Raw genomic sequence first — 12,848 nt, 5'->3', positions numbered from 1 at the left:
ATGTCATCAAAGCTTTTCATGCTGCTAGCCATTTGCTGGGCAAGTTTTTTAAGGTCGGTTTGCTTAGTCATTGCTTATTCTCCGGTTAGTGGATTATAAGCAGTTACACAAAGTTTGGGAAACTCTCCATAATCAGCTACTCCAATGGCTCTACGGTAGATAAAATCTCTAAAAGTCTATCCCAGCGCTCATTCATTCTATTCTTAACATAGTCGCTTGGTGAATTATCTAGATGATCACGATACTGTATGACCAACTCATCATAGTCTTCTCTTCCCGCCAGTTTAGCTAAGATAAGCTGTATGTCCACAGTTTCACCCCAACTATGCCCTCTCGCTATCTTATTATGTAGTAACAAAAAAAGCTGATTGTAGCTGTCTATTTTATCTACTTCATCCAGTTTACTGGCAAACTCAGTATTGATAAATTCAGGAATCTGTTTTTGCTTATCTGCAAAGTTTCTATCGCATACATTAATGTAATCTAGCTTTAAATAAGGAGATTGCCGAGTAAGCTCAGTTGGCAGCGATACTTTATCGTAAATCTCTTCAAAAGCTGGTGACACAAAATAAGCATGAATTTTTAATCTAAAATAGCCGTTCTTACCTTCTGCTCCTCCAGTTAGCCGCACATGACCATAAGGCATGGCCTTGGTACAACCATCAACGTTGAGAGAGTCAATAACATTAGCGCTTGTTACTTGACTACACTGATAACCATAACGTTCTAAACAATCATGCATGAATGGGTGCAGTATTTTTTCAAAGTCTTCTCTATCTCTGGGAACCTGTGCCTCTGGCTTATAGATGTCGGCAGACTGTTTTGCCAGCGCCCGCTTTTCTTTTAGTAGTGCCATGCCTCGTGCGATGTTAGGCGGATAGATCGTACCATCTGGATAGGCAACCATACCCCGAGTGTCATAAAACACTAGCCCTAATTCTTCACATAAAGGGGCGATAACATCTAGCGCTTCACCGTGCAGTGCTTCAGGTGTAGGTATGGCTACGCAAGCGGTCTTAGGATGCTTTTTCATCTCTAAATTTGCATTTACGTAGGCTTCATAAAAGACTTCTGAATAATCCAAGGTGCTGGCTTCGTCCACGAGACGATCTGCCAACTCAATAATGTTTGGACTGATATCATCCACTGGCTGCTGGCTCAAAGCTTCAAAGTCTTGTGTTGCTTGCTCCCATGAACTGTCTTTACTTGGTGTACAAGCAACTTGCTGGATATCCCAAACGAAAAAGGTTTGTGCTGACAAGATACTATCTCCTAAACCATTAATGGAAACACTGGTTCTACTTATTATCAAACCGAAAGTGAAGAACACGTAATAACTAACTAATGCTTTTCCTTAAAAATAACAAACCATTGCATAGCGAGTCAGCCCACCCCATAAATTAGTTAACCTTTTATGGTCTAATATTTTTTATTAATTGACAAGGATTATTCTTGCCTACTTTATTCTCTCAACCTGAGTCATCTTTAAACTCCTTCGCCTCCCGCCTCCTTGACTGGTTCGCTGAAAACGGTCGCCACGATCTGCCGTGGCAACAGCACCAAACCGATACGCCCAATCCTTATATCGTTTGGCTATCAGAAGTCATGCTCCAGCAAACACAAGTAACCACGGTGCTGCCCTACTTTGCGCGTTTTATGGAATCGTTTCCGAGCGTGCAGGATTTGGCCGCCGCAGAATGGGACTTGGTCGCCGAGCATTGGGCAGGACTTGGCTATTATGCACGCGCGCGTAATTTGCATAAAGGCGCAAAGCAACTGGCCGAGATAATTGACGAGACCGGTGATTTTCCGCAGACGCTAGCAGGCTGGGAAGCCATCTCTGGCGTTGGGCCGTCGACCGCTGGGGCGATTATGGCGATGGGCTTGCACAAGTATGGCGTCATCTGTGATGGCAATGTCAAACGCGTCCTTACCCGCTGGGCGGCTATTGAGGGCGATATCACCAGGTCTGCCACCACCAAGGACTTATGGGCATTAGCAGAGCGTTTAACACCTGTCGATGACTCAGGACGGTTTGCGCAGGCGATGATGGACATGGGCGCAACGTTATGTACGCGTAGCAAGCCTGCCTGCTTATTGTGTCCACTACAAGAGGACTGTCTTGCCCATGCACAGGGGCGCGAAACCGACTATCCAGTCAAGGCAAAAAAACAGCCCAAACCCAGTAAGTTTAGCAACGCGCTTATCATCAAAGATACGGACGGCAAAATACTATGGCTACAGCGCCCTGACAATGGTATTTGGGGCGGACTATGGAGCTTGCCATTACAGTTTGTAGAAAAGGTTGATGGTAAAGCGAACACTAAGGCTACTGTTAAAAAGACGCTAGCTAGCGAGGATGAGCCATCAAACACAGCAAATGACGTACGCAGTCATGAAAAAGTCTATGAGACAGAATTTACCACCGCTGAGCAGATTATTCATGAGTGGTTAGATAAGCATAATGTGATAGCCGCACCCATTAATCAAACCTTGCTTGATGATGCGCCTATCAAACATTCATTAACCCACTTTCATTGGTATTTGACGCCGCGATCCGTCACTTTAGACAATAAGCAAACAACCGCATTGAGCACAGCCTTGCAAGCTGCAGAGATTAATCTTCATTGGTTGACCGCAGACGATGCGCGGGCAACACTTGGATTACCGCGGGCGATGGTGAAGATTTTAGAGATGTAAGTACGTATAGTCGAACCACTATAAATAAACACAGTGCTACTGGGATGAGTTTTGCGCAGCATCGGGGTACGCAGCACGCAAGGAAAATTTATACCAGTAGCACGCTGGCATAGCTTGTATTTTTTTATTTAAGATTTGGGCACCCGCAGACGCATCAAGCCTTCTTGTTGCACGGTAGCGACCAGTTTGCCATCTTGCCAGAACTGCCCATGGTTCAGCCCTTTTGCATTGGACGTAGTATCACTCCACATGTCATAGAGCAGCCAATCATTCAAATCAAATTCACGGTGGAAGTGCATCGAGTGATCGATACTGGCCGCTTGCAACCCACTGGTCATAAAGCTCACGCCATGTGACATCAGCCCTGTGCCGACTAAGTAAAAATCAGACGAAAATGCCAATAGCGCTTGCTGAATCGCCACCGGCTGATTGCCCAGCTCGCGAATACGCAGCCAGTTGGCTTGTTTTGGCTTCATCGGCTCAGGATGGATAGGATCACGCGGTTTGACAGGCTTAATCTCGACATGACGACGACGCATAAAACGCGCTTTGAGCGCATCTGGCACTTTGCCGACGTACTCTTCTTTTAAATCTTGCTCGGCGAGCAGGTCGTCTGGTGGCGGATAGACGGGCATATCTTCTTGATACTCAAGCCCCTCCTCCATCGGCGAAAACGAGGCAATCATCGAAAAAATCACTTGTTCAATAGGCGCTTTACCGCGTACTTCTTTGTACTGAATCGCGGTCACTTCACGGGCAGAGAGGCTACGCCCATCGCGTAGACGGCGTACTCGATAAATCACTGGCTGGTTGATATCACCGCCACGCAAAAAATAGCCGTGTAGTGAATGGCAGGGTTTGTCTTTATCCAGCGTATGGGCAGCTGCCATGATTGCTTGCGCCAAGACTTGCCCACCAAAGATACGACTGCCCACATAGTCATGGCTTTTCCCCTCAAAGACATCAGGGCTCACTTCAATAAGCGATACGGTAGCAAGCAGCTCATCAATCAGTTGCGAATAATCAGACATGACGATAGGTTTCCTTATTTTTATCAAAAACGCGGCGCGGCTGCACCAACCCACCTAATGATAGCCAGATGATATAACGGCAAACCTGCTGCGTTTGAATGTAAAATAATATGAAATCACTTGCTAAAAATACACAAGAGAGATGTTAGAACGAAATTTTAGCGTAAAAATACAGCGATAGCAGCGCTATACACGTATTTATTATCCACTGAAAGGCTAAACATATTACCCAATATCCCGCGCTTTGACCAGTTATGAGTCGCTTACCCGCCAGTCTTGACCGCCTTTTTTATCTCATGACAAAAGTACCCGCTGATGGCTTACGCACGCGCTTGGCTATCACAAGGTTTGAGGCAGAGATATCTATCGCAGCATCAGTGCATCAGCCGAATAAAAAAACGAGATGATCGGCGCATCTCGTTTTCATTGCTATGCTTCGTTTATGGCTTGACCGCTACCAATACGCGGATAGAGTCTGGTACCAGCGATAGGTTGCCTAAGGCCTGCTCGCCTTGTGCTTTTAGCTGCTCTAAGCGCTCTACTTCTTCTGGACGTACATTGGGGTTGATGGTTTGTAGATGTTTTAGGCGCTTGATTTCACGCGACCACTGCTGATTGAAACGGGCGCTTGCTTGCTCACCGATTTCTGCCAGCTGCTGGCGGGCGATCTCTTCGGCGTCGTAGTAACGCTGTTCGATCACATCACCGCGCACCTTGATGACTTGGCGAGCGCGGTTTTTGTCCAGTCGCTCGATGTGTGGCATGATCATATCGCTACTGATGCGCGCTGACAGATCATTGCCTTGCTCACTGATAAATACCCGAATGTTTTGCGTGGTGATAGTCGCAGGCAGATTGAGCACTCTTGGCGCGATGGCCTCGACACGGAAGTTTACCTCGAGCAGCACCATGCCTTGTGGCACGACCGCGCTTTTTAGCATCGCCACCGTGGTATTGCCAAAGGTGCTGGTGCTGGCCAACTCGTAAATCGCGCGCATCAGCGGATGCTCATGGGTAATAAAGTCGATATCTTCACGCAGCAATGCCTGCCCGCGATCAAAGGTCAAGGTCATCCCATCTTCATCGCCCAGTGGCAGGCCATCGATGTACTCACTGATCTCAGTACTATCGATAGGAGCGATGACCCACGAGCCATCGCGCTGGATACTATGATCGATATTGGCAGAGGCAAAAAAGCGCTCCATAAAGTGTGGCAGCAGATTGTTCTGATCAAAGTCAATCATGGCATCTTTGATACGCCCAGCGACACGTGGACGGCACGAATTGTACTCCAGCAGACGGTCACGGCCAGCTTGTAGCTGCGCTTCTAGCCCTAGGCGGGTTTTTTTCGCTTCGGTGATGATGTCTTGTAGCATGGCACGGTTGTCGGGCGTATCAGCACTCTCTAGCACAGGCTTTAGCGTTTGGATGTATTGCTCTTGCACACTTTGGGCAGTCGGTGATATCTGACTAAACATATTGAGCGCTTTGTCATACCAATGATATAAACGCTCCTGCGCGGTGCCCTGCACATAAGGTACGTGAAGCATGATCTGCTGCGTCTGACCGATACGGTCTAGGCGGCCTATGCGCTGCTCTAGCGTGTCTGGATTGGCAGGTAAGTCCCACAGTATCAGCTGGCTTGCAAACTGGAAGTTACGACCTTCTGAGCCAATCTCTGAGCAAAGCAATATCTGCGCGCCCTCGGAATCAGCAAAAAACGCCGCCGCTTGGTCACGCTCAAGCAGTGTCATCTGCTCGGTAAAGATAGCAGTCTTAATACCTGCATGCAGACGCAGTACCGCCTCAAGACTCTCAACCGTCGCCCCACTACGAGCGATCAATAGCACTTTTTGATGCTTTAGCTCACCGCGCAAGATATCAATCAACCAAGACACACGTGGGTCATCTTCTAGCCAGCCACCATCGGGCTGGTTTTCTTCGCCCCACAGCTGCTCACGCAGTTTGCCCGTGGTTTGGTAGCTATCAACCCATGCGTCAGGCAGGGGCAGTGGATACGGCTGACGGCTTCGTCCATAAAACCCTTTGACACTCTCACGAGTATTGCGAAATAAGATACGGCCGGTACCATGACGGTCCAGTAGCTCGTTAAGGGCATAAGTACGCAAGCGCTCATCGTCATTGATTGCGCCCAGCTCATCCATACTAATATCTAATAAATGGCTCAAAGCTGCGATTTGCCCATCACTCAGCGGCTTGTCTTCTATCAACACGCCAGCGACGGCAGCAGTTTCGGCAAAGGCTTCTTGCCCATCAATAAACTCATCCAAATCATCAAAGCGATCAGGATCTAGCAGGCGCAAACGCGCAAAATGGCTTTGCGCGCCGAGCTGCTCAGGCGTTGCGGTCAGTAGCATCACCCCAGGCGTCTCTTCAGCAAAGTCAGCAATCAAATCGTATTTGTCATTGCCGCCCTGCTCTTCATCCCAGTGCAAATGGTGCGCTTCGTCGACGACCAATAGATCAAAGCCCGCTTCCATCGCCTGATCGTACAAATCAGGATGATCAAGCAACAAATCCATGCCCGCGATGATACATTGCTCGGTGGCAAAGACGTTTTGTTCAGGATCATGCTCTTTGATCGCGGCAGTACGTACCAAGTCAAACAACGCAAAATTTAGGTTAAAGCGGCGACGCAGCTCGATCATCCACTGGTATTGCAGACTGTCTGGTACCAAGATAAGTACGCGCTCAGCCTTTCCTGTGATTAGCTGCTGATGAATTATTAAGCCTGCTTCGATGGTTTTACCCAGTCCCACTTCATCGGCCAACAGCACACGCGGCGCGATACGCTTACCGACCTCGTGAGCGATATACAGCTGATGCTCGATAATATCGACACGCGCGCCCATTAGGCCTTTGAGCGGATGACCTGCCAGCGCCGACTGCATGCGCAAGATGTCTTGGCGCAGCTCGTACCAGTCGCCACGCTCGATGCGACCAGCGAGCAGACGCTCAAGCGGCTTGGCAAGCGTGATATTGGCCGCAAGTCGGGTTTCCATGATACCGCGCTCATGCTCATCGACGCTGTACTTGAGCACACCCATCACCTCGTCTACCGCATTAACCGTATAGCCGTTGCCATCTTGGTCATAAATGCTATCGCCCGCCTTAAATACCACGCGCGACAGTGGCGCTGAGTTTTTGGCATAAACACGCGTCTCCTCGCTTTGCGGAAACAAGATGTGCACACAGCGATCATCCACATCGATGACCACACCCAAGCCAAGCTCAGACTCTGTATCAGATAAATAACGTTGGCCAACGGCGAATTCAGTACTGTGCAGTGAAGCGATAGAGGTAGTCATAAGGCGATGTCTTTTTTGTACTCAGGTAATAAGAAATAAAATAGATAGCAATGGCCGCTAATGGTGGCTGTGCATAGGGTAACACCCATTTAGTCGACAGCTAAAGTAGACCATTATATAACGTTAGCGGCTAGATGAGTGCGTTTAGTTGACTTTTCAAGTAGACACTTGTGACAGCGCTTGGGTTTCTCAGGTTTTTATGGTTTGGTTTTTGACTAAATCCACCGACGTGCTACATTAAGCCTCACCCCCATAAAGCCTTAAAACCATAGAAAAAAATCAATACAACAATCAATTCATCAGGGAGTCACTATGCGAGCGGTTTTTTTAGACAAGGGTACTTTTTCGGACGGTATCGATTTGCCAGCCCCAGCTGGGATTACAGATTATATGACTTATCATGACACGCCAAAAGACAACCACGTCATCCTCGAGCGCTGCCGTGACGCCGATATCATCATCACCAACAAAGTCCAAATAGACGCTGAGGTGATCGGTCAACTGCCCAACCTCAAGCTGATTCAGCTGACTGCCACAGGGATGAACAACGTCGATCAAGACGCTTGTGACAGACATCATGTCACCCTTTATAACGTCGCAGGTTACGCGGTCAAAAGCGTGCCTGAGCATACCTTTATGCTGATGCTCAATGCCATGCGCGCAGGCATTCATTATCATCAAAAAGTCGCCGATGGTACATGGCGCGACAATGGCAATTTTTGCTTGCTCGACATACCGCTGATCGACTTAGAAGACAAGACACTCGGCATCATCGGCGTCGGTACCATCGGCAAGCGCGTCACCGAGATTGCACGCGCCTTTGGCATGACGGTGTTATGGGCGGAGCATCAAGGGCGTGCGCCGCGCAGTGCAGACTATACCGCCTTTGATGAGGTACTGGCGCAGTCAGATGTATTGAGCTTACATTGCCCACTGACCGCACAAACCCAGCATCTTATCAATAAGGACACCTTGACCAAAATGACCAAGCAACCCTTATTGGTCAACGTTGCTCGCGGCGGCATCGTCGATAGTCAAGCATTGGCAACTGCCATCCATGACGAGCAAATCATCGGCTACGCCAGCGACGTGTTTGAGCAAGAGCCGATCACGGCAGATGATCCGCTACTCAGCCTCAGCGATCATCCACGGGTGATATTTAGCCCGCACAATGCTTGGGGCAGCAAAAGCGCGCAACAGACCTTGTGGCAGATATTAACTAAGCAGGTGAGCGACTTTATCGAGCACTGTCATCAACCCTAAATAAAGCTGGCAGGCAAGATACTAGGGCGTGTTCTCATTTTAAAGCAGGTAAAAAAGCGGATACGCCCTAACCGCAAAACCGTAGCCAGTCGTCCTTTATGTTGCGATAGTGTTGCGATACTTAAGCATGATGCGATCACTGATATTGTTATTGCTCATATGGTTAAGTCATCATCTGGTTCAGTGGCCAGATTAAAACGGGCACGGACTCTCCCAATCCATCCACGCACCCAGTGTCGGGTGCTTTAGGCGTAACTGCTGTGCGTGTAAGTTTAGCCGCGGGGCTATCATCAGTGCCGCCCCTTCAGCATAGATCGGATCACCAATCATCACATGACCGGCATGCACCATATGCACACGTAACTGGTGACTACGGCCCGTGACCGGCTTTAGTAGCACGCGCGTGACGGTCTGATCATTGCACATTTCGTGAGCCAAGACCTCATATAAAGTCAGCGCCTGTTTGGGCCAATCGTGATCGACGATATGGCGCGGTTTGGTCGTGGGTTCATAACGTACCGGCACCGATATCTCACCGGTCGCCCCGATACTTTCCCATTGGCCAAAGACGCGTGCTTGGTAGCTTTTTTGTGGCAACCGCTCAATAAACTGCTTACTAATATGGCTTTGAGCAGCGGCATTTTTGGCAAAAATCAGTAACCCTGAGGTGTCCATATCCAAGCGGTGAATGAGTTTGACGGCTGGATTGACGCGCTCAAGCCGCGCAAGTAAGCTGACCTTAAGGGTTTTGCCATCGACGCTGAGGAGGCCCGCTGGCTTATCCACCACCCAAATATCGTCATCTTCATATACCGTAATGTCTTGGGCAAATGTTTTAAAAAACGCCAGCGGATACGCGCACTCTTGCCGGTTTAAGGCGTTGACTTCTTCTTCAGTAAAAGGCATAAAAATCGGTTACTTATATAAATGAGAGTAAAGATGACATGATAGAGGCAATGACATAGAAAAAAAACCAAAAAGTGATAAGTGACAGCGCACTCACTGGCTGTAGGGTTGTGTTTCGATTTATTGTATCAATCGTAATTGTTAAACAATTTAACCAGCCTGCATCTGTCAAGTAAGAGCAAACATGTTAATATGATGGCACATTTTCACCATTTCGAAACGACTCTTTAGCCGCTTATCATTACTTTATACCGCTGGTCTTTAGCTACACAAAGCCGCGATAAATCAATGAACGACGATAAAGACAATAAAACAAGAGAGATAACTATGTCAGACCTAATCGTAAATACCACCGACGCAAACTTTGACCAAGACGTGCTGCAATCAGACCTGCCTGTATTGGTAGATTTTTGGGCGGCGTGGTGTGGCCCTTGTAAAGCCATCGCGCCTATCTTAGAAGATCTAGCCAGCGAGTACCAAGGCAAAGTAAAAATCGTCAAAGTCGACGTCGACAACAACCCACAAGCTGCCAGCCGCTTTGGTATCCGCAACATCCCAACGCTATTTGTCTTTAAAGACGGCGAAAAAGTTGACTCAGTCATGGGCCTACAGCCAAAAGCAGAGCTAGCCAAAGTACTTGATAAGCATCTATAAGCACTGCTATCAGTGTCGATACGCTCGTGTCAGTCTATCTGCTGCGAGTGTCTACACGTCATAATAGATGCCAATCAGTAAAAAACCATTATCCTGCTAAGATAATGGTTTTTTGCTCGTTTTTTATGCAAAAAAACCAATAATACGACTTTTTTGGCAAAATTTATTGACAATGCCATTGTGAAGACCGTATAGTCTGCTGACAAGAGAAAACGAACCGTTTTCCTAAGTGTCTTGTCGCTATTCTCCTCGTGTTTATCAACAAAAACACAATCGTCATTATAAACACCATTACTGAACGAAATGACTAAACACAATTACTGATACTGAGTTTTTGACGCAGACTCTTATGTAGCCTTCTGTATCTTTATTTCTTATTACCTTGCACTCTATTCTTGCAACTTGTACATAAGTCAACACGCAATACCCAAACTACATAACTCTGGCTCTGTGCTCGCGCCCTCTATCGCCATACTATCGTTGTTTTAATCAATGTCGTGACTTGTGCTGCTAATGGCATCTCTCATCTGATCAATTGCTAATGACCTATCTATGAATCTAACTGAACTAAAGAAAAAATCAATCTCTGAGCTATTGGCCATCGCCAAAGACATGGGTCTTGATAATATGGCGCGTAGCCGTAAACAAGACATTATCTTCGCTATCTTAAAGACTCACGCCCGTAACGGCGAAGCCATCTATGGTGACGGCGTGCTCGAGGTCTTACCCGATGGCTTTGGCTTTTTGCGCTCATCAGAGGGCTCTTACTTGGCAGGTCCTGACGACATTTATGTCAGCCCCAGCCAAATCCGCCGCTTTAGCCTAAAGACAGGCGACAGTATCGCTGGGACGATTCGACCACCAAAGGATTCTGAGCGTTATTTTGCGCTACTAAAGGTCGGCGAGATTAACTTTGATACCCCCGATCGCTCACGTCACAAGCTGATTTTTGAGAACCTCACGCCATTATTCCCCACCGAGCAGTTAAAGCTAGAATTAGGTAACGGTACGACCGAGGATTTGACAGGCCGTATCATCGACCTGATTGCCCCAATTGGTAAAGGCCAGCGCTCTATCATCGTCGCGCCGCCAAAAGCCGGTAAAACCATGCTTTTGCAATCGATTGCCCAGTCTATCACCCGCAACAACCCCGAATGTTATCTGATCGTCTTGCTCATCGATGAGCGTCCAGAAGAAGTGACCGAGATGGAGCGCACGGTACGCGGTGAAGTCGTTGCCTCAACCTTTGATGAGCCGCCGCAGCGCCACGTACAAGTCGCCGAAATGGTCATCGAAAAAGCCAAGCGCTTGGTCGAGCATAAGCAAGACGTGGTCATCTTACTTGACTCCATCACTCGCCTCGCTCGTGCGTATAACACCGTCATTCCATCATCTGGTAAAGTGTTGACCGGTGGTGTAGACGCCAATGCCCTTGAGCGTCCTAAGCGCTTTTTTGGCGCAGCGCGTAACGTCGAAGAAGGTGGCAGCTTGACCATCATCGCCAGTGCTTTGATTGACACCGGTAGCAAAATGGACAGCGTCATCTTTGAAGAATTTAAAGGCACCGGCAACCAAGAAATTACCCTTGAGCGTGACTTGGCCGAAAAACGTGTTTTCCCAGCGATCAATATCAAAAAATCTGGCACTCGCCGCGAAGAGCGCCTGCTTGATGAAGACAAACTACGCAAAGTCTGGATCTTGCGCAAATTGCTACAGCCAATGGATGGTGTCCAAGCCACTGAGTTCTTGCTTGAGCGCCTAAAAGAAGCCAAAACCAATGATGAGTTTTTTGAACAAATGAAGCGTAAATCACAAAACTAATGTGCGATGATAAGCTTTACTCATACCAATAGCACTATGTCATTTTTGATATGGATCGACTATAGATATTAAAGACAAATACCAAAAACCGCCTTAGGGCGGTTTTTGTGTGTTGGGTCGTAGCAATATGGCCAGACGACAAGCTATAGTAAGTGCTAAATAAAAAAATCACAGCCTCTATAGCGGATTGCCTATATCACACGAAGCAAATATAGTTGATACACTCTAAAAATGTCATAGCGCTACTGGGATGAATTTTGCGCAGCCTCTGGGAACGCAGCACGCAAGTAAAATTTATACCAGTAGCGCGTTTAAATCCATAACAGTTTTACATTCAGCTAACTATATAAGACCCTATTTCTTTACAAACAGATAGCGCTAGCAGTGACAAAAACAGTTAGCGTATTATCAATACAAATACAATGACACTAAGCAAAATCCCTACCAAGGATACAGTGGGGAAACATCTTTTACAGCTTGCTTGCAAAGCTTAGCGATTTTACTACGCCTAGAGACGAATTGATGGGTTAATATAAACGTTAGCATAGATATACTCTGCTATCAGGTGCGATAGCAGTACACGTATTGAAATATTGAAAACCCTTAATATAATCCTATGTCTTGCGATAGCAATACAGATTATTCTAAGACAATTGCTGGATTCGCTTGGTATGGTTTATCTATATCAAACACATAGCACTAAAAATCTCGTATTCTTCTTTTGACCCAACTTGATAATTTGACAGGTGATATTATGAAATTTGCTAAAACTATCGCAATGACTGCCATTACTAGCTCTGCTTTAATCATGGGCGGCTGTGCAACCAATGGCTATAACTCTGGTTTGAGCAATACCGCTAAAGGTGCAGCAGCAGGCGCAGCAGCGGGCGCTTTGATCAGAAGTGGCGGCGACAGTAAAGATATCGCTCGCGGGGCATTGGGCGGTGCTGCTGTTGGTGGCGCTGGCGCTTACATCCTAGACCAAACCAGATAATTTGGTTCATAACGGATAGACAGCACTTCTAGATAACACTTCTAGATAACACTTCTAGATAACACTTCTAGATAACACTTCTAGATAACACTTCTAGATAACACTTCTAGATAACACTTCTAGATAACACTTCTAGATAACACTTCTAGA

9 protein-coding genes are annotated in these 12,848 nt (G+C 47.2%); 5 read left to right on the top strand and 4 right to left on the bottom strand.

The window, feature by feature from the left end; genetic code table 11:
• Positions 1–136: 136 nt before the first annotated feature.
• Positions 137–1,261 (bottom strand): hypothetical protein, encoded by a 1,125-nt coding sequence (locus tag JMX98_RS12605; RefSeq protein WP_201587051.1) that lies wholly within the window; start codon positions 1,259–1,261, stop codon positions 137–139.
• A 191-nt stretch (positions 1,262–1,452) separates the two neighbouring features.
• On the opposite strand from JMX98_RS12605, the gene mutY reads away from it, so the two are divergent.
• Complete coding sequence (mutY, locus tag JMX98_RS12600) at positions 1,453–2,700, top strand: A/G-specific adenine glycosylase (protein WP_201587049.1); 1,248 nt, start codon at positions 1,453–1,455, stop codon at positions 2,698–2,700.
• Between the two features lie 128 nt (positions 2,701–2,828).
• On the opposite strand, the gene JMX98_RS12595 is transcribed toward mutY, so the two are convergent.
• The gene (locus JMX98_RS12595) at positions 2,829–3,731 is read right to left on the bottom strand and encodes an acyl-CoA thioesterase (protein WP_192993173.1); all 903 of its coding nucleotides are present in this window, start codon (positions 3,729–3,731) and stop codon (positions 2,829–2,831) included.
• A gap of 440 nt (positions 3,732–4,171) precedes the next feature.
• Positions 4,172–7,060 (bottom strand): RNA polymerase-associated protein RapA, encoded by a 2,889-nt coding sequence (gene rapA / locus JMX98_RS12590; protein WP_201587047.1) that lies wholly within the window; start codon positions 7,058–7,060, stop codon positions 4,172–4,174.
• A gap of 312 nt (positions 7,061–7,372) precedes the next feature.
• Between rapA and JMX98_RS12585 the strand changes: the two genes are divergently transcribed.
• Positions 7,373–8,323: a D-2-hydroxyacid dehydrogenase gene (locus JMX98_RS12585; protein WP_201587045.1), complete on the top strand. Its 951-nt coding sequence runs from the start codon at positions 7,373–7,375 to the stop codon at positions 8,321–8,323.
• 192 nt (positions 8,324–8,515) lie between these two features.
• Here JMX98_RS12585 and JMX98_RS12580 read toward each other — a convergent pair whose 3' ends face one another.
• Positions 8,516–9,229, bottom strand: a complete 714-nt coding sequence (locus JMX98_RS12580) for an RluA family pseudouridine synthase (protein ID WP_201587043.1) — start codon at positions 9,227–9,229, stop codon at positions 8,516–8,518.
• Between the two features lie 288 nt (positions 9,230–9,517).
• Here JMX98_RS12580 and trxA point away from each other — a divergent pair, with 288 nt between their 5' ends.
• From trxA to JMX98_RS12565, 3 genes are all read left to right on the top strand, one after another.
• Positions 9,518–9,883: a thioredoxin gene (gene trxA / locus JMX98_RS12575; protein WP_158676692.1), complete on the top strand. Its 366-nt coding sequence runs from the start codon at positions 9,518–9,520 to the stop codon at positions 9,881–9,883.
• 552 nt (positions 9,884–10,435) lie between these two features.
• Positions 10,436–11,704: a transcription termination factor Rho gene (gene rho / locus JMX98_RS12570; protein WP_201587041.1), complete on the top strand. Its 1,269-nt coding sequence runs from the start codon at positions 10,436–10,438 to the stop codon at positions 11,702–11,704.
• 754 nt (positions 11,705–12,458) lie between these two features.
• Entirely contained in the window at positions 12,459–12,698 is a 240-nt protein-coding gene (locus tag JMX98_RS12565; RefSeq protein ID WP_075101944.1) for a hypothetical protein, read from the top strand.
• Positions 12,699–12,848: the final 150 nt, after the last annotated feature.

Origin of the sequence: Psychrobacter sp. HII-4 (assembly GCF_904846595.1) — a bacterium.
Classification (GTDB): domain Bacteria; phylum Pseudomonadota; class Gammaproteobacteria; order Pseudomonadales; family Moraxellaceae; genus Psychrobacter; species Psychrobacter celer.
Note: the sequence above shows the minus strand (reverse complement) of the source record. Positions and strands in the feature narration are given on the sequence as shown.

Coding starts and splice junctions, on each gene's coding strand:
- JMX98_RS12585 (WP_201587045.1), top strand. CDS start 7,373: ATGCGAGCGGTTTTTTTAGACAAGGGTACTTTTTCGGACGGTATCGAT.
- rho (WP_201587041.1), top strand. CDS start 10,436: ATGAATCTAACTGAACTAAAGAAAAAATCAATCTCTGAGCTATTGGCC.
- rapA (WP_201587047.1), bottom strand. CDS start 7,060: ATGACTACCTCTATCGCTTCACTGCACAGTACTGAATTCGCCGTTGGC.
- JMX98_RS12580 (WP_201587043.1), bottom strand. CDS start 9,229: ATGCCTTTTACTGAAGAAGAAGTCAACGCCTTAAACCGGCAAGAGTGC.
- trxA (WP_158676692.1), top strand. CDS start 9,518: ATGAACGACGATAAAGACAATAAAACAAGAGAGATAACTATGTCAGAC.
- JMX98_RS12565 (WP_075101944.1), top strand. CDS start 12,459: ATGAAATTTGCTAAAACTATCGCAATGACTGCCATTACTAGCTCTGCT.
- JMX98_RS12595 (WP_192993173.1), bottom strand. CDS start 3,731: ATGTCTGATTATTCGCAACTGATTGATGAGCTGCTTGCTACCGTATCG.